Below are 24,976 nucleotides of genomic sequence, written 5' to 3' on the forward strand. Positions count from 1 at the left end.
ATCAGAAAAGAATAAATTAGAATACTATTTTTCTATTTTTCTTGAAGGAATGCCCTGACTATATTTAGCGCGGCGTTTACCGTGCCCATCCTCACAGCCAGACGGTCGCCGGGAAAATGGTACTCATGGCAGGAGGTGCCCCTTTCGGACGCCAGGGCGATATAAACCAGTCCCCGTGGTTTAACCGGGGTGCCGCCGTCCGGCCCGGCAATACCTGTTACGGCCAGACCCAGGCTTGCATGAATCAGGTTCCGCACACCTTCGGCCATGGCCACCGCCGTCTCTTTACTGACAGCCCCGTGCCGGTCAATTGTCTCGGGAGCCACCCCGAGAATCGCTTTTTTTACCTCATTGCTGTACGCAACCACACCACCGGTAAAGTAGCCTGAACTACCGGGAACGTCAGTCAGCTTCGCGGCGATCAATCCGCCTGTGCAGGATTCCGCCAAACCAATCGACATCCCCTTATCGAGCAACTGTTTAGCAACAATGTGCTCTAACTTTTCACCACCGTAACTAAAGATGTACTCTTCAAGACGACAATTCACCTTTTCCGAGAGTTCCTCCACCATTTTTTCCGCTTGTTCGGCATTCGCCGCCCGCGCGGTTATCCGTACCTGCACCTGGCCCGGGCTGGCCAAATAGGTGATGCCCGGATTGCCTTGCCCGCCCAAGTCTTTCATCAGATCCTGCACAGCCGACTCGGAAATACCGGTAACTCTGACGACTTTAACCCTGGTGACGTCTCCGGAACCAGCTTTTTTTGACAATAGCGGCGCCAGTGTCTCTTCAAACATAGCAGTCAATTCGTGCGGCGGTCCGGGTAAAAGAGCAATAATTTTATTTCCCCGATCAATCAATATGCCGGGCGCGGTTCCCCGGTTGTTTGGCAGAATAGTTGCCCCTTGCGGAAAGTAGGCCTGTCTGGCATTGGATTCAGGCATGGACATGCCGCGGCGGTTAAAAAACTCCCTTATCCCGTCCAGCGATTTTTCATCAAGGATCATTGGCAGACCCAGCACGTGAGCGACAGTTTCCTTAGTAAGGTCATCCGTGGTCGGACCAAGTCCCCCGGTGATTAAAATCAGCTCAGACCGTTCCAGCGCCTGCCTGACAACCTGCTCCAGCCTTTCATAATTATCTCCCACCGTGACATGCCACGCGACGTCAAAATTAAGCTCGGACAACCTTCTTCCCAAATACTGGGCATGGCTGTTCACAATGCGGCCCTGCAGCAGTTCCGAACCGGTAAAAATAAGTTCTGTCTTCAAATTATCACATCCCGATATTAACTCTCCAGACAGATTATAGCATGAATCGCCCCAACACCGTAAGGCCATAAGGCTAATATATTTAAGAGGAAACGGACCGGCTAAAAAATTAATTCAGCCGGCCCGTTTCGTTTTCCTTAACAGATTATTTATTTCGCAATTAATTAACTCCCGCATTATATTCCTTGATAATTTTGCGAAACTGCTTCCCCGTGATTTTTTCCTTTTCCAGCAAGATCTCTGAAACATTTGTAAATACCTGCCGCGCCTCGGAAATGCGCTCCTTTACCCGCTTCTCCTGTTCCTGCACTATGCCGGCCAGAGTATGATGCTTTAGTTCCTGGGGAAGGCTGTCAAAGCATATGACGCCCAAATCCGACATGCCTGAACGCAGCATTGTCTCGGCCGTACGCATGGCCTGCTCAAAGTCACTGGCGGAACCGGTGCTGTGGTTCCCCAAAATGGTTTCCTCCGCAACCGCGCCTGCCAGCATAACAGAAATTTGATTCTCGAGGTAATCTTTAGTGTACAAGTAAGTATCATCTTCCGGAGTCTGCCGCATATACCCCAATGCATCACCGCGGGGGGTAATGGTCAGGGTGGAAACAGAACCCGCCCGGACGTGCTCACTGATTAAAGCATGGCCAATCTCATGAATAGCTATCCTTTTCATTTCGGCTTCTGAAGGACGTTTATCCAGCTTCCCGCCCATCATTACTTTATCAATTGACTCGTTAAAATGATGCTGTTTTATTACTGATGATTTTTCACGCATAGCCAGAATAGCCGCCTCATTTGCCAGGCTTTCCAAGTGCGCTCCTGAAAAACCGAAGGTTTCCCGGGCAATCACATTTAACTCCACATCTTCAGCCAGCGGCTTGTTCCTGGTATGAATTTTTAAGATCTCCAGCCGCCCGTCCTTATCAGGCAGGTCAACTTTAACAATCCGGTCAAAGCGCCCCGGCCGCATGAGCGCCGGATCAAGCATATCAGACCGGTTCGTGGCGGCGACAAGCAACACCTTTACATTGTCATCCACCTTCAGCCCGTCTATTTCCACAAGAAGCTGGTTTAAAGTCTGATCGTACTCCAAATGACTGGTAGTTTGCCCCCTCTTGCCACCCAGGATTTCAATCTCATCAATAAAAATCAAGGCATAATTCTTTTTCTGGCGCGGGGCGCAATCCCTTGCAGTTTGAAATAGTTTTCTAACCCGCTGAGCGCCTACTCCCGCATACATTTCAATAAATTCCGAACCGGAAGCGGCAATAAAGACAGCATCAGTATAACTGGCCGCGGCTTTAGCCATCAGCGTCTTGCCTGTTCCAGGCGGCCCCGTAAGCAGGATACCTTTAAGCGGCCGAATCCCCAGACTTTTTATGCTCTGATGGTTTTTAATAAAGTCCAAGGCCTCGCGCAGTTCATGGATGGCTGAAAATTGCCCGCCGATATCACTGAAGGAAATTTCGTAACGTCCCGCACCGACCGGACTGTTGAAATTTTTGGCGCCGACCATGCCTCTCATCCTGGCAATATAATAAAGTCCGCCGCCGGCCGCCAAAAAAAATAAAAACGGGGTTACATCATAGCCCATGATGATCATCGAAATTACCAGGGCGATGCTAAGCCCTATGCTAATTTCCTTGAGCATTTGTTCCACCTCCGACAAGTGGCGCCTTTATGTTGCCGTTAGATTGCCCGCCGTCCCTGGCAACCACTTCGTCAAGGGTCCGCCCGTCTTTTTTTAACCTTATATAAATATTTTTCTGATCAATATTAATTTTCGCCTCAACTCCCGCCGCAGCGGCCTCTTGTTTTATCTCTTCCGCCATACTCCGGTAACTTCCCTGGGCAATCGCCTGGTAAACAGCGAACTGACTGTTGTACCACACCTGCTGCAGGCTGTCGTCCCTGCTGTCTTTCAACAGAAGCTGGTAAGACCGCTGGCCCATTTTTGGGTCCAGTTCTTTCTGCAGTTCATTATATGACTGCATTAAATCCGCAGTGTCTTTAAATGTAAGAGTTATCTTAATCTGCTTGCCCTCGGTGCTGACATTATAAGATTCGACAGCCTCATTACCGGACAAAACCATATTTATCGGATTTTGAATACTATATTTTTGATAGATCCATTGGACGCCGAAGATAACAACCAGCCCGGCCAATAGCGAGAAAATAATTACCGGTATCTTTAAGCCCTGCCATTGCATGGCGATCCCCTCTCCGAATGACTGGTAATGCTATACCGCCAATTATTATAGCATAAATGGCTATTTTGTTTCCCTAGTGAATAAATGGATGGATTATATATATCAATCAGTAGCCATCTTTTTTTAACATCCTCCACGTATTGATAAAGTAGTCAAAACCAGACCAAACAGTGAATAAAACCGCGAACGCCATCGCCAGGCCGGCAACCGGGAAGTGAAACAGGCTGTATAAATGTTCCTGAACAAACATGGCGACAATAGCCACTACCTGCGTAACAGTTTTGATCTTGCCGAGGCTGCTGGCGGATAATATATCTCCTTCCGCGGCGGCAACAGCGCGCAAGCCGGTTACGGCAAATTCCCTGCTGATGATCACCACGGCAATCCAGCCGGACAGCCTGCCCATTTCCACAAGAATAATCAGCGCGGCTGAAACCAATATTTTATCAGCCAATGGGTCCATGAATTTTCCCAGCAGGGTTACCTGATTGTTTCTCCTCGCGAAATAACCGTCGAGACCATCAGTAACGGCCCCCAGAACAAAGACGAAGATAGCCAGGTAGTCGGCATAACGGAATTTGAGAGAAGCAATAAGTAAAAAAAGCGGGATCAAGAGAATACGGGCCATGGTCAAGCGGTTGGGCAAATTCATTAAACCAATTCTCCAGTCAGATCATACTCCGCCGCATCGACTACTGAAACTTGCACGATATCACCCGGGTTCAGCTTTACTTCCGACATAATGTAAACCTTCCCGTCGATGTCCGGTGCATCACCTTCACTGCGGCCGAAATATTTTAACCCGCCAATTGAATGAAATCCTTCAATCAGGACAGGAATTACGCTGCCGATTTTTTTCATGTTTCTCTCCAGGGAAATCTTTTGCTGAACAGCCATGGCACGGTCCCGCCGTTCCGATTTTACTTCTTCAGGTATCTGGTCCGGCATTTTGGCCGCGGCAGTATGCTCTTCCTGTGAATAAGTGAATACGCCGACCCGATCAAACTTGATTTCCCGCATAAAATCCAGCAACTCCAGGAAATCAGCTTCTGTTTCACCGGGAAATCCCGTAATAAAAGATGTGCGCAAAGTTATGCCGGGTAAAGCCGAACGCAGCTTTTCCACCAGCCGGATGATCTCTGCAGGGCTCCCACGCCTGTTCATCCGTTTCAATACTTCATTGCTGGCGTGCTGGAGCGGCAGGTCAAGATAACGGCACACTTTTTTCTCGGACATCATTAGTTCGATCAGTTCGTCTGTGAGAAGATCCGGGTAAGCGTAAAGAATCCTCAGCCAGACCGGCCCGTCAAGGGCTGCAAGTTGTTTCAGCAAATCCACCAGGGCAGGTTTGCCGTACAGGTCAACTCCGTAACGGGTCGTGTCCTGGGCTACCAGAACCAATTCCTTGACACCACCGGCGGCAAGGTGCGCGGCCTCACAAGCTATATCGTCAACCGGCCTGCTTCTCAAGGGTCCTCTAATCTGCGGGATAACACAATATGAACAGCAATTGTCGCACCCTTCCGCTATTTTCAAAAACGCGGTGTGCGGGGGTGTGGATGTCAGGCGCGGCAAATTCGCGTCACAAAGAAAGCCGGGCGCTCTTACCAGGGATACTTTTTTCCCGGTTAACACATCTTTTACCGCCCCGGCAATTTCCCGTATTGTGCCTGTACCAAGCAAGCCGTCTATTTCAGGCATTTCATCCGTTAGTTCTTTTGGATAGCGCTGGGCCATACACCCCGTTACCAAAATAGCCTTGCAGGAGCCTTCCTCCTTCAAACGGGCCAGTTCCAGAATTGTGTTGATGGATTCTTCCTTAGCGTCATTAATAAACGAACAGGTATTGATAATCAACACGTCAGCTTCTTTTTCCCGGTTCGTTACGGTAAATCCGTCTTTTTTTAATATTCCCAGCATGATTTCAGAATCAACCAGATTCTTAGGGCAACCCAAACTAACCAGACCAATTTTTACACTCATTTACCAAACCTCTCTTTAAAAACACAGTATAAGTATAATCTCGGTTTGGCTATTTGTCAAAACATGGAATATTCTGGTCGTATTAAATTAGAGTGTCTCGCAACCAGCGCAAATAAAAGGACATTTATATCGGGATAATATATTTGGAAGGACCAGCCTCGTTGGAATTAGTACTATAGAAAATAGTACAGGTTATCCCATACGGGGTATGTTCAGGATCATATTAAAACCCAGGATATATTGTTCATCCTATTTTTATATTGTCCACATATGAAAACATTTTATGTCCTTGCCTGGTGAGCATGAAACTTAACCATATTACACTTACAGCAATGCACAACTGTAATTGCCTGGCGTAAATCCACTGGTTTTGACTTAGAACAATCAACAACATTGACAATATCAGCATGATTATCAATGCTGATATTTTTAACCTCTTTCGCCTCGCGGGCGAAATAATCGGCGCCGCCGGCGAGTCCACAGGCGCCAAGAGGATAATTGCCGACAACCCCACTATGATGGCTAAAGCTGTCAGCACATCGGCATACGATTTATCCAGCATGGATAGTTTCATCGCCAGGAGTGCAATCGCCGGATAGACGGTAACGGTAATTATCCCGCAGCGCCAGGGGGAGTTGGAGTGGGCTCCGCCCGCAGAATGCCTGAACAAAAACGCTATGGCGATACCGGCGGCCGTACCCGGCAATACGCCCAACAACATTCCCAGGATTAACGCGACGGCAATACTAAGCAGATTAAGCGTCAACACCTCAATCACATAGGTAAGAACCAGTTCCTTCTCATGTGAAAGCCCTGTTTTTACCGTTAAATAATTAGCCCAGCGCTTGCTGAAAAAAAGGTAGCTCAAATCCTCCACACTCCTTTAGCCCCCAATAAGTTCATTACATGCAACGACTTGTTTGCAATTTCTAATATTACTGTTTATTTCCTCAAATACTCCCAAATTCCTGCCAAATAGCGGATAAATTTTATTCAATATACCAACATGCTTCGACAGATATCAACAATGTTATATTTCTTCACCAAGCATAAGCCGTGTCCAGATTAATTAATTTAAGAATAAGCAGGAATAACGGGATAATTTATGGAAATTACCATAAATAAATATTTATGGAGTTATTAATGATTACAATTGTTAAAAGCACTGCGTTGCATGGCCTTGATGGGCAGATTGTTGAGGTGGAGGTGGATGTTTCCAGAGGTTTGCCCAGTTTTGACCTGGTCGGGCTGCCCGACACCTCCGTCAGGGAGGCCAAGGACCGCGTCCGTTCCGCTATAAAAAATTCCGGCTTTGAATTTCCGGTCAGGCGAATAACAGTAAACCTGGCACCCGCTGATATCAAAAAAGAAGGGCCAATGTACGATTTGCCCATAGCGCTAGGAATACTCGCCGCCACCGGACAGATTGAGCCTTTACGCTGCAGCGATTATGTATATTTGGGCGAGCTGTCGTTAAACGGCTCTTTGAGAGGGGTTTCCGGTGTGCTTCCCAACACTTTGGCGGCCAGGGAAGCGTGCCTGAGTGAAATAATCGTTCCTGCGGAAAACGCGGGAGAAGCAGCGCTGGTCGAGGGGATAAAAGTTATCCCGGCTTCTTCCCTCGCAGAACTGGCCGGGTTTCTGCGCGGAGAAAAAGATATTAAGCCTTTCAAACTGGACCTTGACAGATTAATGGACTCAGCTTGTGATGAAGAGCTCGATTTCACGGACGTAAGGGGACAGCAGGCAGCCCGGCGGGCGCTGGAAGTGGCGGCGGCCGGAGGGCATAATATAATCATGCTGGGCAGTCCGGGCTCCGGAAAAACCATGCTGGCGAGGCGCTTGCCAGGGATTCTCCCGGATCTGACCTTCCCCGAAGCTATTGAAGCGACAAAAATTCACAGTCTGGCCGGCCTGCTGCCTCCCGGCCGGCCGATGGTCACCAGGCGTCCTTTCAGATCTCCCCACCACACCGCTTCCACAGCCAGCATCATCGGCGGCGGCAGGGTTCCTAAGCCCGGGGAGGTTTCTCTCGCTCATAATGGAGTTCTTTTCTTAGATGAGATGCCGGAGTTTCACAAGGACGCCCTGGAAGCCCTACGCCAGCCTTTGGAAGACGGGGTGGTGACAATATCCAGAGTAAACGCCAGCATCACCTACCCGGCCGGCTTGATGCTTGTCGCCGCCTGCAATCCCTGTCCTTGTGGCTACTACGGCGATGCCGCGCGGGAATGCAAGTGCACCCCTTATCAGGTTGAACGATATATTTCCCGGCTTTCCGGCCCTCTCCTGGACCGCGTGGATATTCACATTGAGGTGCCCAGACTTTCTTTCGAGGAAATCGCGGCAGGCAACAAGCCGGAAAGTTCCAAAACTATCAAAAGGAGAGTGGAAGCGGCCCGGGCGATACAGCGGGCGAGGTTCGGCGCGGCGGCACAAGAAGGTGATACCAAAAATAAATTTCCGGCAAACAATGCCCGGATGGGTCCTGGAGAAGTGCGCCGTTACTGCAAAATGACCAAGTCCGCGCGCAGCCTGCTAAAAGAAGCCTTTAAGCAATTGTCTTTAAGCGCCCGCAGCCATGACCGGATCTTAAAAGTAGCCCGCACTGCCGCCGATCTGGAAGGTTCCGAACTGATCGAAGAATCCCACGTGGCTGAAGCGATCCAATACCGTTCTCTAGACAGGCGCCGCTTAATTTAAGGATAGTCGCCCTCGCAAAAAGCAATTAACGAAAAAGAAAAACTATTGGAGGAGTATAAAAAGATCGACGGAGCAAGGGAATACTATTGATATCAATTATTTTTTATTTAGTTTTATTCTGAAATTCGAAATTCACTTTTCCGTCCCGTCCTAATATTAGGCTGGCCGCAAATTCCTTACCGGTTTTCGATTTGAACCCCTTGATTTCCCCGGTTTTCTTTTTTTGCAACAGTTTTCTGGCTTGGGTTATGCTGATCTTTTTTCCGGCAATTTCTTTCCAGATGGCAAATTTACAGCCGGCTTGATAACCACTGCAGGAATAGCTTTTGGGGAATTCCAGCACGTCGCTGGAACACAGCGGGCATTCGCCCAGTGCTTCACGGCCCCGGTTATCCTTGTTTACCAGTGGTTCTTGCTCCCTGGTCAAATCCACGACCTTTCTAGTGAAGTCTATTATACCGGTCATGAACTCTCCCGGCTCTACTCTGCCGTCCTCAATATCCGCCAGAGCCTTTTCCCACCGGCCGGTCATTTCCGGGCTTTTAATGATTTCCGGCGCTATACGGACCAGGCTTGTACCTTTTTCTGTAGGGTACAGTGTTTTCTGTTTCCTTGCGATATAGCCTACGTTAATCAGCCGTTCAATTATAGCAGCCCGGGTGGCCGGGGTGCCCAGGCCGTGCCCCTTCATGGCTTCTTTCAGTTCATTGTCCTCCAGCAACCTGCCGGCGCCCTCCATGGTGGACAAGAGGGTGGCCTCGGTGTACCTCTTGGGCGGTTTTGTTTTCTTCTCCCTGATCTGCGCACCGTCGGTGAGCACCGCTTCCCCACGGGTCAGTTCAGGCACGGGCGTATTCTCGTCATGCTCCTTCTCTTCTCCCTGGCCGTACCGATCCGGGGAAGCGGGAGCATAAACGGCTTTCCAGCCCGGCTCCAGTTCCACCCTGCCGGTGGTAAGGAATTTTTCCCCCTCTGTTTCAGTAACCACCCTGGTCTGCCTGTACCTGGCCGACGGGAAAAAAATGGCCAGAAATCTACGCGCCACCAGGTCATATATTTTGCGCTCGTCAGGAGACAGCGCTCTCATATCGGGCTTTGTTTCCGTAGGCAGCAGGGCGGTATGATCGGTTACTCTCCCGTCATCCACATATCTTTTCCCGGGCGCGCCGGCTTTACTTGCCTTCTCTGCAAACGCGGCGTATTCTTCCACGGTGGCGACGGCGGCAAATCGCTTGCCTAAAGTACCGGCCAAACTCTTTGTTATGTGCCTGCTTTCCGTACGCGGGTAAGTAATGAGCTTTCTTTTCTCATAAAGCGCCTGCGCTATTTCCAAGGTTCCGGCCGCCGGCAGGCCGTACTTTTTGTTGGCTTCTTTCTGCAGGTCATTCAGGTTAAATAAAAGCGGCGGCGGCTCGCTCGCTTCTTTTTGTTCAACCTTGGCCACACACGCTGGTTTGCCGGCAACCTTCTCTTGAATCTGCCGGGCGGCGTCAGGGCTGTCAAACCTGTCCCGCTTTCCTTGAAACCATTTGCCTGTATAGCTTTGACTGTCTGCCTTGGTGAACACTGCATAAAGTTCCCAATAAGGAACCGGCGTGAATTTTAAAATTTCTTGTTCGCGATTAACGATCAGGGCAAGAGTGGGGGTCTGCACCCTGCCCACCGACAGCAAGTTGTTATGTCTTACGGTAAAAGCTCTGGTAGCGTTTAACCCGATGAGCCAGTCGGCCCGGCTGCGGGCCTGGGCCGACTGGGCCAGGAGGTCCAGTTCGGCGCCTGGACGGAGTTGCGCGAAAGCCCTTTTCACCGCGTCCGTGGTGGTTTCCGAGAGCCAGAGCCGTTTAAACGGCTTTTTGCAGTTGATGAAATGATATATATAGCGAAAAATCAATTCCCCTTCGCGGCCGGCGTCGCAAGCGTTGATTAATAGCCCCACATCTTGCCGTTTCACCAGGTTATTGATTATTTTCAGTTGTTTCACGGTTTTTTGTATTGGCTTCAGCAAAAATTTTTCCGGTACGATGGGCAATGCGTCCAGCCGCCATTTCTTTAATCTTGAATCATAGTCCTCCGGTTCAGCCAGGGTCACCAGGTGTCCTATGGCCCAGGTAACAATATACTCATTGTTCTCCAGGTATCCGTCCTTTTTGTTAAACTGCCCGATAACCGCCGCCAGGTCCCTGGCCACAGACGGCTTTTCGGCGATGATTATGGTTTTAATCTCCCGCACCCCTCGGTCATATTTTTTCGGAGTTCATCCGGACCAAACTCTCAATACTATTGTACTTTACAATACAATGCATTTTTAATCCGCTCCAACGCTCTTTCAATTTGCGCTCTGGGGCAGGCAAAATTAAGACGCATAAAGGTATTTCCCTCCACCCCGAACATTGCGCCGGCATTAAGCACAACCTTTGCCTGCCGCAAGATGCACTCCTGCAGTTTATCCCCCGCCAACCCGAAAGCACTAAAATCCAGCCAGGCTAAAAAAGTGCCTTCCGGTTTATAATAGCCTATTTGCGGCATTTCCCGCGCCAGATACCGAGCAATAAAATCCCGGTTTGCCTCCAGATAAACCAGTAGTTCATCAAGCCACGGCGCAGCCTGGCCGTATGCCGCCATACATGCCACCAGGGCGAATATATTCGGCCTGGCATAGCCTTCCCTGGTCAGCATCCGAACATAGGCATGGCGCAAATACTCATTGGGAATAATCAAATTGGATATGTGCAAACCGGCCATATTGAAGGTTTTATGCGGTGAAGTGCAAACGATCACACTTTCTTTCGCCTGCGCAGCCACATTTAAAAAATTAATATGCTTATTCCCGCTGTACACGATGTCAGCATGAGCTTCATCGGATATAATCAAGATATTATGCCTGGAACAAATTTCCCATAACCTTTCTAATTCCTCGATGCGCCATACCCTGCCCACCGGATTATGCGGGCTGCAAAAAATCAGGAGCTTACATTTATCATCAATCTTGGTGCTTAAATCATCATAATCCATTTCATAGCCGGCAGCTGTTTTTTTAAGCGGATTGTAAACCAGCTCTCTGTTATTATTGATTACCGCCCTATGAAAAGGTGGATATACCGGGGTTTGAATGATCACCTTATCGCCCTCTTGAGTAAAAGTTCTAATCATCCGGTTTATGCCGGCGACAATGGTATCACTCACTAAGAAAGCCCTTTTATCCACATGTAAATCCTGCCTGCCGGCAAACCAGGCGGACACTATATCCTTATATTGCGGCTGATAGCCTCCCACATAACCATAAGCACCCTGTTCAGCACGCTTGATAATGGCAGCTTGAACAACCGGGGGCGAAGGAAAATCCATATCAGCGACCCATAAAGGCAGCAAATCTTCCCCGGTCAAGCCGAATATTTCCTCCAAGCCATCATGTTTTATTGAATAACTACCTTTTCTGGAATATGGCGCGTCAAAATCCATGCTAGCATCAACTCTCCTGTTCGCAATATATTCGGCTATTCCGATTTCGCCAAAATGCGGCTCAATCATCAGGCTCTTGATGTTCCGTCTCTTGTTCGTCCGCCTGCCATTTATTAGAAAGCGTTTTCAATATGTTCTAATTTTTTCACCTGACTTTCGCGGTCAAATAAAATCGCCACAACGTCAAACCGGCATGCGGAACCGGCTTTTCCAAACGCTTTCAGGTAGTACCAGGCTAACTGGCGCAGCTTTTTTTGCTTCCGGACGGTAACACTTTCTTGCGCCAAGCCGAACAGGTCTCCGCTTCTCGTCCGCACTTCCACAAAAACAAGAACACCGCCATCCAGGGCTATTAGATCAAGTTCACCCAGCCGGCAGCGGTAATTCCTGCATAATATCCTATAGCCGTTTTTTTCAAGGTATTGTGCCGCGGCTTCCTCACCCTGCCGCCCCAATAATTTTCGCCGTATTGTCATTCAACCTCACCTGGCGCGAATTTGATTAACATTGATTAATGCTGAATCCACCACCGGGCGGAAGCCTGCCCGGTGAATCGGACATGGTCCCAAGCGGGCCAGCGCTTTCAGGTGCTCCGGCGTCGCGTAACCCTTGTGCCGGTTGAAACCATATTCGGGATATAATTCATGATAGGAATCCATGATATGGTCCCGCTCCACCTTGGCCAGTATTGAGCCGGCAGCGATAGAAGCGCTTAAGCCGTCACCCCCGACGATCGGCATTTGCGGTATCTCCAGCTTCTCAATGCGGAAACCGTCCACCAGAACGTAAGCAGGCTTCACCTTGAGCCCCGCAACAGCCCTGCGCATGGCAGTCAGACCCGCATGGTGAATATTTTGGGTGTATATTTCTTTTACCGTCGAGATCCCGACAGCCCAAGCCAAAGCTATTTTCTTAATCTGCCCGACCAGCAGTTCCCTTTTCTGCGGTGTGAGTCTTTTTGAGTCATTTAAATCAGGCAGGTGAACTTTCTCGGGCAATATCACCGCAGCGGCCACCACAGGACCGGCCAGCGGGCCGCGGCCCGCCTCGTCTACTCCGGCCACCGGGTGATAACCGTTGGCTCTTAGATCGTCCTCATAGACAAATAGCTTTGCCAGGCGTCGCGTCTCTGCAATTGCGGCGCTTTCAGCTTTTTTTAACTTACGGTAAATTTCTCGTACTCCAATTCGTTGATCTTTCGCCATCGCGAGAACAAACTCTTCGCCTGCTCCCATTGGGCCGTTAGCAAGCTCTTTTATCTCGGCGATAGATAAACTGGATATTTCCAATATGTTTACCCCCAAAATATTTGTAAAAGTGATATAAATATTAATGATTTCGATAGCTCACCTTAATATCCCTGCTCTGTTAATAATATTCTTCAAATGATTAAACGACTATTTACAATAGCATGTAATTAATTTAGGCCTGTCATTAGCGGCATATTCATAGCCTTGCTGATGAGCGCTATACTCGTAGGATTTGAAGGGGGACAATTTTATTTTTAATTCTTAATTTATTAATGCTATAATAACCTAAATTTAATTATTGCCTTTATATGCTGTAAGCTACCTCTACCGCAGTGAGTAGCTTATAACAAATTGACCAGCAACAGTGTCAAATCTAAAATCAGGGAGTTGCATAGCCGCATGAGATTTCGAAATGATATAGCAAAGGTGAAGAAATTCTTTTTGGCACTCTTAGCAATGGCGTTGTTATCCGGATTATTTCTGGTAAGAGTTGCGTACACAAGGGGTGATGTCAAATATTATTCTTTGAGCTCTCCTCAAGTAATTATTAATAATGGTCCTATCGGCTCATTCGACAATCTTAGGACACATACTCTTTCTATAGTGGAATTAAATAAAAACGGCTATAGATTTTGGGGATATTATACGGGCAGAGGCGGTAACAAAATAAACACTGACATGGGACTGGCTTACAGTAATGATTTAATTAACTGGGTAAAGGAAGATATCTCCCCCGTGGTGAAAAACTTACGTTGGGGTGCCGTGGTCGTGGTTGACGGAGTCATTAACATGTTTGGTACGAGAAATTATGGTGGTGATACCTATATCGTCCGTTCAACATCGGAAGACGGCAAAAACTTCAAAGAGCAAGGAATAGTGGTACCGTCAGTTAGTTTTTCCGACAACCCAATCAGGGGATTTGAGCCGGTTGACAATAACAGGATACTTGTAGATAATGACGCCTGCTTTTTCCCATATTTATTTGACAACCAGTTGAATGGTGTCTATTCGCACCGATACGAGAACAGCACATGGGAATTGTTCAGAATGACACATAATTTTGATTCAAAAAACCAAATAAAACTTGAGGAACCTGCTGCTGACTTAATGATTAATATGACAAAACAACTTACGGCAAATTTAATCCTCCCCGACGGTGCAGTGAAGAAAGTTACCACCGCTGCTACCCGGGCAACTTCGGATAACTCAATCGCCACGGTGCGAAAAGGTATAATCACCGCTAAAAAAGAAGGGACCGCCGTAATAACAGTTTCCTTCGGAGGTGTCAGCGCCACTGAATATATTAATGTCAAAAGCACTGAAACCTGACATCAATTATGTTTTTTATAAAAGGGGTACCGTCAGTATATGCTAAAACGTAATCTACCGGCTGATAAGCCGGTATTTTTACTCCAACCCATATGGATATAACAAAAGCTTTTTTATTTACCAAACTACATATTTTACGTTCTAGTATGATTATTTCAGGCATATCGTTAACACCTGCAATGCTATTGGGAAGTTGGTTGGGATATAAATTAACAAGTAAACTAAGTGGTAGTAAATACAGCTTACTTATGAACATTGTTGTGCTAATAAGTGGAGTATTGTTAATTATTGAGCCGGAAGATTTTCTGCCATGTTAAAATCATAAGCATATTGCTTAATTATAATAACACTACAACAATTATCCGGTTAGCGTGCGATTTTTCCGTATCGTGAGCAGACCCCAAGATTAAATAAAAAATCCAACCGCTGTTCAGTTGGACTGTAGTTGCTATATATTTTCCGGATAATCCAATGTTATCCTGCCAAATTTGCCTTCGCGAAATTCTTTCAAAACATTATGCGCGGATTTTTGCAAATCTACCACACCGCCAGACCCGATAAATCCCCTGCTCATACCGATCAATTCGAGCAATTCACCTGCATCTTCCGGTAGGTCCTGGAGTTTGTAACGCTTCTTGATGGCTTCCGGACAGTTTTTCGCCAGCCACTTGGCCAAGCGCCCGGCCACATCATAAATGTTAAAAACCTCTTCCCTGACAGCGCCGGTAACTGCCAGGCGGAAAGCGGCTTCCGGGTCCCCAAACTTCGGCCATAAAATGCCCGGGGTGTCCATTAGTTCGAGATTGCCGGCCATCCTGACCCATTGCTGCCCCCTGGTGACGCCCGGCTTGTATCCGGTCCTGGCGGCCCGCCGGTCTGCAAGTTTGTTGATCAGGAATGACTTCCCCACATTTGGGATACCCAGCACGATACAGCGCGCGGCTCTCGGCCGCCGGCCCGCTGATATCAGCGAATCCATCTTGGGCGCGGCCAACTGACCGACCAAAACCGGCACAGCCCGCACTCCCCTGCCGCTGCGCAAGTCGACCGCCGCTGCGGGAATACCTGAATTGATGAATTTTTTCAGCCAGATCCCGGTCAAATCCGGATCAGCCAGATCGCTTTTATTTAATATCACCAGCTTTGGCTTGCGGCCGGTTATTTCGTTAATGTCAGGATTACGGCTGCTTGCCGGGATCCTGGCGTCCAATACCTCAATTACCACATCGACCAGCTTTAAGTTTTCCTTGACTTCCCTTTTGGCTTTGGCCATATGACCGGGGTACCATTGAATATCCATGCTACCGTACCACGCCGGCCCGGCCGGGCGGCCAGTAAAGAACCACCGCTTTACCCACAATCAATTCCTCCGGCAGAAATCCCCACTTGCGGCTGTCGTCGCTGTTGTTCCGGTTGTCACCCATCATGAAATAACTGCCTTCAGGCACTTCTACCGGTCCGTAATTCTCATTGATGCGCAATCCCTTAGGCAGATATTCTTCCGGTACAGGCTGACCGTTTATGTATAGAACACTATTTTTAACCGCCACTGTTTCCCCGCCCACCGCGATAAGCCGCTTAACAAAGTTTCTCTTTGGATCAAGCGGATATTTGAATACTACCACGTCTCCCCGCTTTGGTTCCTGAAAGTGGTAATTTAATTTACTTACTATAATACGGTCGTTCTCTTTCAAGGCAGGTTCCATGGAGCCGGAAGGAATATAAAACGGCTCCAGAATAAACAACCTGATCACTACAGCCAGCAGGACCGCTATTGCTACAGATTCTATAATTTCTCTATAAAACGGCCGGTTGCCCTTTTCAGGTGAAGATATCTCATTATTACTTTCAAACAGCACTTTACTGCCCCCTCGGAATGGAAGAGAAAAGACTCTTATCTTTTATCATCGTAAAGTAAAAAATAGGGACTGCTTTTATGCCCAGTCCCTTTTTCATCATCTTTTATCACGCTTATCCTGGATACGGGCAGCTTTGCCATGCAGCTTGCGCAGGTAATACAGCCTGGCCCGGCGAACCCGGCCTCTTCTCACAACGTCAATGCGTTCGATTTTTGGTGTGTGCATGGGGAATGTTCTTTCCACTCCCACCCCGTAAGAAACCCGTCTCACTGTAAATGTTTCGCTAAGTCCGCCGCCCCTGCGTCTGATTACGACACCTTCGAAGACCTGGACTCTTTCCCGGCCGCCTTCTACCACTTTAACATGCACCCGGACAGTGTCTCCCGGGCTGAAATGTACAATATCCTTCTTCACTTGTTCCTGTTCAATCATATTTATTAAATTCATTTCTGAGATTCCCTCCTTCCATATACTACGCTCAACAAAAGCAATTATATCATAATATTTCAGAATACGGCAAGAATTTTACCGATAAACAGATAGTTAACTTAATTCAAGATTTTGCAGATCCTTAATCACTTTTTTTATTATTTCTTTGTCCTCGTTGTTTAATACCGCCTGCTCCATCATTTCGGGACGGCTGGCCAAGGTGCGCAGCAGGGACTGGCGTCTGCGCCAAAGTCTGATCCTCTCGTGATGTCCGCTCAAAAGCACATCGGGCACAACCATGCCACGGTATTCCCTCGGCCTGGTATAGTGAGGATATTCCAACAAACCGTCACTAAATGATTCTTCCTCGGCGGAAGCCGCCTCGCCCAATACGCCGGGAACCAGGCGGGCGATCACATCCACCACAACCATTGCCGGCAACTCGCCGCCGGTGAGAACATAATCTCCAATAGACACCTCGTCGGTTACCAGTCTTTCCCGCACACGCTCATCCACACCTTCATAATGGCCGCAGATCAAGACAAGATGCTCCTCTCCGGCAAGTTCCGCAGCCAGTTCATGGCCCAAAGGCCTGCCCTGCGGGCACATCAATACCACGCGGCGAGGCTTGCAGCCCCGCAGCGCGGTTATATGCTCGACCGCGCCGAACACAGGCCCGGGGCAGATAACCATCCCCGCGCCGCCCCCATAAGGAGTATCGTCGACTGTACGGTGCTTGTTTGTGGAATAATCCCTGATGTCAACCAGATTAATTTTAATCAAGCCGCGCTCTTGCGCCCTTTTCAAAATGCTTGAGCTAAACGGCCCGGCAAACATTTCCGGGAAAAGAGTCAGAATATCAATAATCATAAAAAGCCACCATTATAATTTTGCCGCCAGCCAAACGGCGCCGTGCATCAAATCAGGTATTTTCTAGTCTCCCAGTCCCTCCGGCAGTTGAACCACCATACGCCGCCCCTTAAGATCAACTTTCTGCACCACTTGTTTTAAGGCAGGGACGAGCAATGGCCTGGCTGCCTCAGTTTCAACCACATAAACATCATTGGAGCCGGTCTGGATTATATCGGCAATTATACCCAGACGCTCACCATCTGAGTCAAAAACCTCTAAACCAATCAGGTCGAAGATATAAAAGCTTCCTTCCGGCAAAGGCACCAGTTCATCGCGGGTAACAACCAGAAACCCGCCCTTCAATTCACCGGCGGCGTTCATGTCTTGGATATCTTTAAATTTTATAATGATATACTTCTTATGAAAATGCGTGTCCTCAATACTTAGCTCCCTTAATGCATCATTGATCAGAACCTGTACTCGGGCCATCTTTTGAAAACGCTCGGGATAGTCCGTCAGCGGCAGTACCCGGAGGGCGCCGCGGCTGCCTTGGGTGTTCAGGATTTTACCTATGCGTATATATTCTTCAGCCATTGTTTTCCCTTCCACAGGAACTATCCTTTACCTGATGTCGGTTATGACTCCATCCTGTAATATGATTTCCACTCCAAGCACCCGCCGCCAATCGTCACCTACTTTTATTTCCACGGGACTTTCCATTTTCCCGTAAAACACTTCAGAACCCAGCGGCAACTCGCCCACTTCTTTAAGCCTGTCGATCAGTTTATGCCGGTTTTCCTCCATGCGCTGCCGCTCCTGCCCAAGATGCTGCCTCGCCGCTGCTACTCCCTGCGGATTTTTCTTTTCCAAATCGACAGTCAGCCGCTTCTCTTGATAATCCAGGCGCTGCAGGTCAACTTCCATCCGGCGTATCGCATCCTGAAGTTCTGTAATCGCATTTTTCTTATAATTATCGGTAACCTTAACCTTGACCAGAACCGGCCTGATCAGAGTCAGACTTTCCATCCCGGAAACCTCCCGCAAAATCCGCTACTTATACAATTTCAACCAAAACTCTTTTTTTATGCCTGGTTGCCGCGGCTTTGACTACAGTACGGATGGCCCTGGCAATGCGACCTTGTTTTCCAATTACTTTCCCCATATCCTCCGGAGCTACCTTAAGCTCTATCAAAATGGATTTTTCCTTTTCCACCAAATGCACATTAACTTTTTCAGGCTGGTCAACGAGGGCTTTGGCCAGAATTTCCACCAGTTCTTTCATAAGCGTAAAGCCTCCTAATCTACTGACCCTCACCCGGCGCACTTTTCAACACGCCGGCTTTATTAAACAAAGCCTTTGCTGTTTCGGACAGTTGAACCCCCTTTTTCAGCCAATCCAACGCCCTTTCCTCATTGATGTTGATTACCGCCGGATCCTTCAACGGATCGTAAAACCCGATTTCCTCAATGAACCGGCCGTCCCGCGGAGAGCGCGAATCAGTGACCACAATGCGGTAAAACGGTTTTTTCTTTGCCCCCATTCTCTTTAAACGGATCTTAACCATACAGTTCACCTCCTGTCTTTCTGTTTAGCTGTTAAAGAAAGGAATCTTCGGCATTTTACCGCCTTTCTTCAAAGTTTTTTCCATGTTGACAAACTGCTTCATTATTTTTTTTGTTTGTTCAAACTGCTTTAACAAGCGATTAACATCCTGAACTGAAGTACCGCTCCCTTTGGCAATCCTTCTTTTCCTGCTGCCGTTTAACAGCTTTTCCGGCTCCTGCCGCTCGGGGGGCGTCATTGACTGGATTATAGCCTCGATGAATACCAGTTCTTTCTCATCAACCTGCAAGTCTTTTATCTTCTTTGCCCCGCCCAGACCGGGGATCATGCCTAATACTTGTTCAATGGGACCCATTTTCTTTACCTGAGAGAGCTGCTCCAGAAAATCATCCAGCGTAAACTCCATGTTCCGGATTTTTTTCTGCATGCTCGCCATTTGCTCGGCGTCATAATTTTCCTGGGCCTTCTCAATTAATGTTAACATATCCCCCATGCCCAGGATCCGCTCGGACATCCGGTCCGGATGAAAGGGTTCCAGCGCGTCCAGCTTTTCACCGACACCGGCAAACTTAATCGGCTTTCCTGTGACTGCCCGGACAGAGAGAGCGGCTCCCCCCCTGGAGTCCCCGTCCAGCTTGGTCAGCACAATTCCATCGAGGTTAAGACGCTTGTTAAATTGCTCGGCAACGTTAACGGCCATTTGACCGGTCATGGCGTCGATGACTAAAAGAACTTCATCGGGTGCGAGAACCCGGTTCATGCTTTCCAGTTCACTCATCAGCTCATTGTTTACTTCCTGCCTGCCGGCCGTGTCAATGATCACCAGGTCGTATCCGTTTGCCACCGCGTTTTTTACAGCAGCCTGGCTGATAGCCGCCGGATCCTGCTTTTCCCCCATGGTAAAAACAGGTATGTCCATCTGCTTGCCCAGCACCTGCAGTTGTTTGATCGCCGCCGGCCGGTAAACATCCGCTGCAACCAATAGCGGCCGCTTGCCTTGCTTGCGCAGCAGGTTGGCCAGCTTGGCGGATGTTGTGGTTTTACCGGCCCCGTTTAAACCAACCATCATTACCACGGTAGGCGGGTTCGGCGCGATTTTGATTTTACTGTTCGCGCCGCCCATCAGCGCGGTAAGTTCATTATGCACAATCTTAATCACATGCTGAGTCGGGTTGAGACTGGCGTGTAATTCCTGTCCCACCGCTCCTTCTTTGATACGGGCCACAAAATCCCTGACAACCTTGAAATTTACATCAGCCTCAAGCAGCGCGATGCGCACTTCCCGCAGCGCCTCATTTACATCTGTTTCGGTAAGCCGGCCTTTCCCTCTTAACTTTTTAAAGGTTTCCTGCAATCTTTCAGCCAGACTGGCAAACACCGGAACCCCTCCTAACAATACCGTGGATAAGGTTAAATCCCCGCTTTTAATCTGGGGATAAGGTCAACTCCAAGACTTCGTTTAATATTTCCCTGGCCCGCAATACCTTGCCGGCTTGCCCTGTGGACTTGTATTCGTCCAGCAGGGAACCCGCTTCGAGCAGCTTTTCTCTTTGCGCCAAGAACTTTTCCACCAGGCCCAATTTCACTTCGTATTCTTCCAGCAGCTGGCCCGCCCTTTTCAGCGTATCGTGAACAGCCTGGCGGGTAACTTCAAACTCCCCGGCTATCTCCCCAAGAGACAGGTTTTGACTGTAATAGAGCTCAATAAAATTTTTTTGACGGTCAGTCAAAAGTTGTCCGTAGAAATCATAAAGCAGATTCATCCAAGCAACTTTTTCCAACACCGGTCCGTCACCTGCTTGATCCCAAAAATTAAATTCAATAACCATGCCACAACACTATCAAGGCAATTCGCTTTACGGGTATATGATACTCAATGTCGGCCGCCGTGTCAAGTAAATGACTTGACATTTTCAAAACCGCCCAATAATCGAAATGGATGGTATTTTTTTACTATTTATTATCGATACGGGTGATATAAGATGGGGCTGTCGAAAGGTCAACGGCAAAACAACAAATCCCATAATAATCCAAAAAGAGATCCCATTCACTATCATAGTGTTACGGGATCTCTTTTTAGAGCATGATTTTGGGCCTATTGTGGGGGTAAGAATCAACTGCTAAAGTAGATTAGGGCTAAACGGATTATTGTCCGAGCAGCCTTGGCAGCCACAAACTAAGTTCTGGAATATAAGTGAGAATTAACAGACCTATAACATACAAAGCTACATAAGGCATAACCGAGGAAGAGATTCGGGCCATTGGTTTTTTTAAGATACTCTGAACTACAAATATATTTAACCCGAACGGCGGGGTAAACATACCTATTGATAAATTAACGGCAAAGACTATCCCTAAGTGCAGCGTATCAATCCCCAGAACGCGCGCCGTCGGCAACAAAAGCGGAGCCAGGATTAATATGGCTGCGCCAGGTTCGAAAAAGCAACCCACAATCAGCAGCAGTACGTTAAGAATCACTAAGAACATAATAGGCCCCAAACCGCTGAAGCCTTCGACAATCAACTGGGGAATCTGGGCCATCGTCGCAGCCTGGGCAAAAACAATACTGGCCGAAATCAAGAGAAAAATCTGCCCTGTGATACGGGACGCGTTCATTAAGATAGGTATGGTTTCGGACCATTTTATATCTTTTAAAACAAAAACCCCTATGACAAAAGAATACACTGCCGCTATCGCTCCGGCTTCCGTGGGAGTGAAGACTCCAGCATAAATCCCTCCCAGGATTAAAACCGGAAGTACAATCACCGGCAGGCCTCGAATAAAGGAGCGGCCAACTTCAGCAAAATCAGTTTTACCGCCAGCCAGATTACTCCTCTTATATCTGACAAACAGATAGACACTGATAATGGCTACAATGACCAGGCCGGGAATAAAACCTGCCTGAAAAAGCGTGGCTACGTTGGTATCCGTGGCCACCCCGTAAATGATCATAATAATACTGGGGGGGATAATTGTGCTGAGTGCCCCCGACGAAGTGATGAGTCCCAGGGAAAGTTTTTCCCCGTGAGCCTTTTCCAGCGGTTCGTTGATTACTTTCCCGAACGTGGCCGCCGCCGCCGGGGCCGAACCGGATATGGCTCCAAAAACAGCATTGGCCAACAGGCAAGATATCGGCAATCCCGCCCGTACGTTTTTCAGCAGAGAAATAAAAATATCAATCAGCCGTTTTCCCATCGTACTTGATTCGATCAGAGCCCCGGTTAAAATAAAAAAAGGAATTGCCAGCATACTTGGCTTCGTGAGGCTTTCATAGAGGCCGACGAAGACCGCCGACAGGGCGACATGGTTCACAAAAACCTGCAAGTAAATGGCTGCTGTCAAAATGGCTAGATAGATCGGAACATTTATGATCAGCAAAACAGCCAGGATTAGAACAAGCGGCAAAATGACAAAAGTCATCTATTCAATCAACTCCTTTTTCCTGGACTAAATTCCCGGGCTAAATTTACGATACAAGTTATGATCGTAAGTGTCATGCATGCTGCTACGATGGCAAAAAGCAAATACTGGGGCCATTCGAGGATAGGTGTGGCGCTTTTTAGCTCATAGTTTTGTTGAATGATGCCCAAACCCGCTTTCACGATCATAAAATATAACGTGATAGTCAACGCCCAACGGATCACGCCAAAGATTCTTTTGATAACGGGATGTTTTTTTAAAAATGAATCAATTACATCAATTGAAAGTTGATCATTTTTGGCTTCTAGCTGGATCTGAATAATAAAAATAAGCATTACAATTAATAATATGCTTAGTTCATCGATCCAAGGTAATGCATGGGAAAAACCGTATCTTAACACGGCATTAATGGCGACTATAAAAGTGCTTACGCCCAAAAAAATGCCGGCGATAAAGCCAGGTGTTTTCTGCAATATTCTAAAAATGCCCATATAGATCCTCCTCCCACTGTTAATTAATCAAATCAAGGGGCTGCTCATAGGTATTCACAAACCCCTTGATCGATTTTCACTGATTTATTTTTCCCTGCTTCCTATTTATAGTTATCGATGGCAACCTTTAGCGCATCATATATCTTTTGGTTTTCCGGCCCACCGCTTAAATATAACTCGTGAGCGGACTGGGTGGCCTGCTTGATCTGGGCATTGAATTCGGCTGAAGGCTCAACGATTTGTACCCCGGCGGCTCTAAATTCTTTATTCCAATCTTCGTAATATTGCTTGACATAGTCGTACATGTGCTCTGTTATTGTTTCCATGGCCGTTTCGCAGATTGTATCTCTAATATCTGCCGGCAGGCTGTCCAACCAGGTTTTGCTGCTCATAAAGGTGCTGAGAACACCCGCCTTTGGCGCCAACAGAAGATTCTGGTGTAACTGGTAAAGTTTCATGGCCCAGAAAAGCGAGGGATCAGCATAAACGCCGTCTATGGTGCCTTGCTGGACAGCCGCGGAAAGCTCAGCAGTATCGAGAGTTGTTGCGGACGCTCCTAAGGAATTAATTACTTCTTGGGAAATCGCATTGGGGAAAACACGAATCTTCTTACCTTGAATGTCTTCCATACGCGTAATCGGATCCTTACTTAAAATGGTTATGTCGCAAGACTCTACCCAACCCAGCGGCACCATGCCCTTTGTGGCAAGATAAGCCGCTAGTTCTTTATCCCCGCCGCTATTCATAATTCTGGCTGCCTGGGCGCCGTTGGCAAAGAAATACGGCAGGTCAAGAACACCTATGGCTGGCGCAACAGTCGCATAATAACCGCTTGGAATAATTACTCCCTGGACACTGCCGTTTTGCAGCCCCTGAATCATTTGTTGCATCGTGCCCAGTTGACTGGCCGGATACAGTTCAACCTTAACTTTGTCTCCCAATTTTGCTTCCAGACGTTGCTTAAATTGTTCCATCGTTTCATTTTGCATTTGGGGCTGAACCGTTACCGTACCAATCCGCATTACATATTGTTTTTGGGAATCACCGCCATTGTTCGTTTGGCCGGCTTGATTTGTACCGCCGCAACCAGCAAGCCCGATAACCAAGATTAAAGAAATTATTACGGCTATGATGCACTTTACTTGAAATTGCTTTTTCATTTCCGCATACTCCTTTTCAATTATGAATTTTCTTTCAATGTCATGCATGTTATAGAACATCTCACTAGTCACCGCTAAATCTTGGAAGTTTAGCTCTCGCAACTCCTATACCCAGTTTGAACCATTATAGATACAATAAGAGCACCTGATACTCGGATATCCTTAAATATTGGGGTAGCAACTAGTTAACCATATTCCATTGTTTAGCGGTAATATTTCCCAGTACAAATGACTAAATCTTATACCTAAATGGTTTTCCACCACCTTGTCGGCAAATAAAACCTTTTCTTATAATCAATTGCCACAATGCTGTCAGGTAAGGAGTCCAGGGTGGAATAAAAATCACGCTTTGCAAAATCATGTAGAGTAATAGATTTTTTGCATCCCTCCTTTCAAGCTATGGTAATTTAATACCACAATAGCACTTATATAGTTTCATAAATACAGTCTTTTCTCTTGCTTTAATTTATATAACCGCCGGGTTGTGGACAGTGTGGGTAACGCTGAACGTTATCCAAGTCCTGTGGTCAACTTGGCAAGGTGTCCACAGGACGGCGCTATCCACAGCCCATCGGCAACACAGGAACATCTATTATTGCTCTTCTCTATTTAGCTTATTTTTTAGCCCGTTTTTCAGCTACAATACATTCGACCGCTTCAAACTTCTGATCTCTTTCCAGACAGGTATTGCAATAAACACAGGGAATGATTTCTTTTTGCCTGTTTTCCGCTTGTTTAATAATCCAATCAGGGTCGGCAAGAAGAGGCCTGGAAACACCGATTAGATCTGCTTTTTCTTCATTCAGGATTTGTTCGCCTAGTTCAAGTGAATTGATCTTGCCGGAAGCGATAACCGGAACCCCCAGCGCAGCCAGTTCTTCTCTAATACCTTTTGACAGGTAAATATGACAGCCGTATGGCAGATTGGCAGTGGGCATGGCTCTCGTTCCGCTGTATCCCCTGTACCAATATCCATCTTCAGTTTTACCGCCGGCA

Annotated in this window: 27 protein-coding genes; 3 read left to right on the plus strand and 24 right to left on the minus strand. The window is 47.6% G+C overall.

The genetic code is table 11. The features are described from left to right. Positions 1 to 32 precede the first annotated feature (32 nt). The 6 genes from L9W92_RS08925 to L9W92_RS08950 form a co-directional block, all read right to left on the minus strand. Positions 33 to 1,271: a competence/damage-inducible protein A gene (locus tag L9W92_RS08925; protein WP_240083402.1), complete on the minus strand. Its 1,239-nt coding sequence runs from the start codon at positions 1,269 to 1,271 to the stop codon at positions 33 to 35. A 160-nt stretch (positions 1,272 to 1,431) separates the two neighbouring features. Further along, positions 1,432 to 2,922, minus strand: a complete 1,491-nt coding sequence (locus L9W92_RS08930) for an AAA family ATPase (RefSeq protein ID WP_240083403.1) — start codon at positions 2,920 to 2,922, stop codon at positions 1,432 to 1,434. Continuing rightward, entirely contained in the window at positions 2,906 to 3,481 is a 576-nt protein-coding gene (locus L9W92_RS08935) for a hypothetical protein (RefSeq protein WP_240083404.1), read from the minus strand. The genes L9W92_RS08930 and L9W92_RS08935 overlap by 17 nt, the downstream gene beginning before the upstream one ends. Before the next feature lie 106 nt (positions 3,482 to 3,587). Continuing rightward, entirely contained in the window at positions 3,588 to 4,133 is a 546-nt protein-coding gene (pgsA, locus tag L9W92_RS08940; RefSeq protein ID WP_240083405.1) for a CDP-diacylglycerol--glycerol-3-phosphate 3-phosphatidyltransferase, read from the minus strand. Beyond that, complete coding sequence (gene rimO, locus L9W92_RS08945; RefSeq protein ID WP_240083406.1) at positions 4,133 to 5,464, minus strand: 30S ribosomal protein S12 methylthiotransferase RimO; 1,332 nt, start codon at positions 5,462 to 5,464, stop codon at positions 4,133 to 4,135. The genes pgsA and rimO overlap by 1 nt, the downstream gene beginning before the upstream one ends. A 244-nt stretch (positions 5,465 to 5,708) precedes the next feature. Next, on the minus strand, positions 5,709 to 6,332 hold the full coding sequence (locus tag L9W92_RS08950) for an accessory gene regulator ArgB-like protein (protein ID WP_240083407.1): 624 nt from the start codon (positions 6,330 to 6,332) through the stop codon (positions 5,709 to 5,711). Between the two features lie 275 nt (positions 6,333 to 6,607). Between L9W92_RS08950 and L9W92_RS08955 the strand changes: the two genes are divergently transcribed. Continuing rightward, positions 6,608 to 8,167, plus strand: coding sequence for a YifB family Mg chelatase-like AAA ATPase (locus L9W92_RS08955; RefSeq protein WP_240083408.1), 1,560 nt, complete (start codon positions 6,608 to 6,610; stop codon positions 8,165 to 8,167). Between the two features lie 103 nt (positions 8,168 to 8,270). Here L9W92_RS08955 and L9W92_RS08960 read toward each other — a convergent pair whose 3' ends face one another. From L9W92_RS08960 to rnhB, 4 genes are read right to left on the minus strand one after another with little or no spacing between them, the layout of a single operon-like run. Next, the gene (locus L9W92_RS08960; RefSeq protein ID WP_240083409.1) at positions 8,271 to 10,397 is read right to left on the minus strand and encodes a DNA topoisomerase III; all 2,127 of its coding nucleotides are present in this window, start codon (positions 10,395 to 10,397) and stop codon (positions 8,271 to 8,273) included. A 47-nt stretch (positions 10,398 to 10,444) separates the two neighbouring features. Further along, the gene (locus tag L9W92_RS08965) at positions 10,445 to 11,695 is read right to left on the minus strand and encodes a MalY/PatB family protein (protein ID WP_240083410.1); all 1,251 of its coding nucleotides are present in this window, start codon (positions 11,693 to 11,695) and stop codon (positions 10,445 to 10,447) included. A gap of 44 nt (positions 11,696 to 11,739) precedes the next feature. After that, complete coding sequence (locus L9W92_RS08970; protein ID WP_240083411.1) at positions 11,740 to 12,102, minus strand: YraN family protein; 363 nt, start codon at positions 12,100 to 12,102, stop codon at positions 11,740 to 11,742. 6 nt (positions 12,103 to 12,108) lie between these two features. Continuing rightward, the gene (gene rnhB, locus L9W92_RS08975; RefSeq protein ID WP_240083432.1) at positions 12,109 to 12,918 is read right to left on the minus strand and encodes a ribonuclease HII; all 810 of its coding nucleotides are present in this window, start codon (positions 12,916 to 12,918) and stop codon (positions 12,109 to 12,111) included. A gap of 357 nt (positions 12,919 to 13,275) precedes the next feature. Here rnhB and L9W92_RS08980 point away from each other — a divergent pair, with 357 nt between their 5' ends. Further along, positions 13,276 to 14,205 (plus strand): hypothetical protein, encoded by a 930-nt coding sequence (locus L9W92_RS08980; RefSeq protein ID WP_240083412.1) that lies wholly within the window; start codon positions 13,276 to 13,278, stop codon positions 14,203 to 14,205. Positions 14,206 to 14,297: 92 nt separating this feature from the next. Next, positions 14,298 to 14,522: a hypothetical protein gene (locus L9W92_RS08985; RefSeq protein ID WP_240083413.1), complete on the plus strand. Its 225-nt coding sequence runs from the start codon at positions 14,298 to 14,300 to the stop codon at positions 14,520 to 14,522. Between the two features lie 131 nt (positions 14,523 to 14,653). On the opposite strand, the gene ylqF is transcribed toward L9W92_RS08985, so the two are convergent. From ylqF to L9W92_RS09055, 14 genes are all read right to left on the minus strand, one after another. Continuing rightward, a complete protein-coding gene (ylqF, locus tag L9W92_RS08990) occupies positions 14,654 to 15,505 on the minus strand; it encodes a ribosome biogenesis GTPase YlqF (RefSeq protein ID WP_240083433.1) in 852 nt (283 codons plus the stop codon). Between the two features lies 1 nt (position 15,506). Further along, positions 15,507 to 16,061: a signal peptidase I gene (lepB, locus tag L9W92_RS08995; protein ID WP_240083434.1), complete on the minus strand. Its 555-nt coding sequence runs from the start codon at positions 16,059 to 16,061 to the stop codon at positions 15,507 to 15,509. A 99-nt stretch (positions 16,062 to 16,160) separates the two neighbouring features. Next, positions 16,161 to 16,511, minus strand: a complete 351-nt coding sequence (rplS, locus tag L9W92_RS09000) for a 50S ribosomal protein L19 (RefSeq protein ID WP_240083414.1) — start codon at positions 16,509 to 16,511, stop codon at positions 16,161 to 16,163. A gap of 96 nt (positions 16,512 to 16,607) precedes the next feature. Beyond that, on the minus strand, positions 16,608 to 17,363 hold the full coding sequence (trmD, locus tag L9W92_RS09005; RefSeq protein WP_240083415.1) for a tRNA (guanosine(37)-N1)-methyltransferase TrmD: 756 nt from the start codon (positions 17,361 to 17,363) through the stop codon (positions 16,608 to 16,610). A gap of 63 nt (positions 17,364 to 17,426) precedes the next feature. Further along, complete coding sequence (gene rimM, locus L9W92_RS09010) at positions 17,427 to 17,939, minus strand: ribosome maturation factor RimM (RefSeq protein WP_240083416.1); 513 nt, start codon at positions 17,937 to 17,939, stop codon at positions 17,427 to 17,429. 27 nt (positions 17,940 to 17,966) lie between these two features. Beyond that, positions 17,967 to 18,371: a YlqD family protein gene (locus tag L9W92_RS09015; RefSeq protein ID WP_240083417.1), complete on the minus strand. Its 405-nt coding sequence runs from the start codon at positions 18,369 to 18,371 to the stop codon at positions 17,967 to 17,969. A gap of 28 nt (positions 18,372 to 18,399) precedes the next feature. Then, positions 18,400 to 18,627, minus strand: coding sequence for a KH domain-containing protein (locus L9W92_RS09020; protein ID WP_240083418.1), 228 nt, complete (start codon positions 18,625 to 18,627; stop codon positions 18,400 to 18,402). Positions 18,628 to 18,646: 19 nt separating this feature from the next. Further along, positions 18,647 to 18,910, minus strand: coding sequence for a 30S ribosomal protein S16 (gene rpsP, locus L9W92_RS09025; protein WP_240083419.1), 264 nt, complete (start codon positions 18,908 to 18,910; stop codon positions 18,647 to 18,649). A 24-nt stretch (positions 18,911 to 18,934) separates the two neighbouring features. Further along, on the minus strand, positions 18,935 to 20,287 hold the full coding sequence (gene ffh / locus L9W92_RS09030; RefSeq protein ID WP_240083420.1) for a signal recognition particle protein: 1,353 nt from the start codon (positions 20,285 to 20,287) through the stop codon (positions 18,935 to 18,937). Positions 20,288 to 20,333: 46 nt separating this feature from the next. Then, the gene (ylxM, locus tag L9W92_RS09035) at positions 20,334 to 20,690 is read right to left on the minus strand and encodes a YlxM family DNA-binding protein (RefSeq protein WP_240083435.1); all 357 of its coding nucleotides are present in this window, start codon (positions 20,688 to 20,690) and stop codon (positions 20,334 to 20,336) included. Positions 20,691 to 21,054: 364 nt separating this feature from the next. Beyond that, on the minus strand, positions 21,055 to 22,329 hold the full coding sequence (locus L9W92_RS09040; RefSeq protein ID WP_240083421.1) for a TRAP transporter large permease: 1,275 nt from the start codon (positions 22,327 to 22,329) through the stop codon (positions 21,055 to 21,057). Between the two features lie 8 nt (positions 22,330 to 22,337). Beyond that, positions 22,338 to 22,820 (minus strand): TRAP transporter small permease, encoded by a 483-nt coding sequence (locus L9W92_RS09045; RefSeq protein WP_240083422.1) that lies wholly within the window; start codon positions 22,818 to 22,820, stop codon positions 22,338 to 22,340. Positions 22,821 to 22,921: 101 nt separating this feature from the next. Then, positions 22,922 to 23,980, minus strand: a complete 1,059-nt coding sequence (locus tag L9W92_RS09050) for a TRAP transporter substrate-binding protein (protein WP_240083423.1) — start codon at positions 23,978 to 23,980, stop codon at positions 22,922 to 22,924. Positions 23,981 to 24,594: 614 nt separating this feature from the next. Next, positions 24,595 to 24,976 (minus strand): oxidoreductase (locus L9W92_RS09055; protein WP_446676304.1); only part of this gene is annotated, 382 nt, incomplete at its 5' end.

This window comes from Pelotomaculum terephthalicicum JT (genome assembly GCF_022410535.1).
Classification (GTDB): domain Bacteria; phylum Bacillota; class Desulfotomaculia; order Desulfotomaculales; family Pelotomaculaceae; genus Pelotomaculum_D; species Pelotomaculum_D terephthalicicum.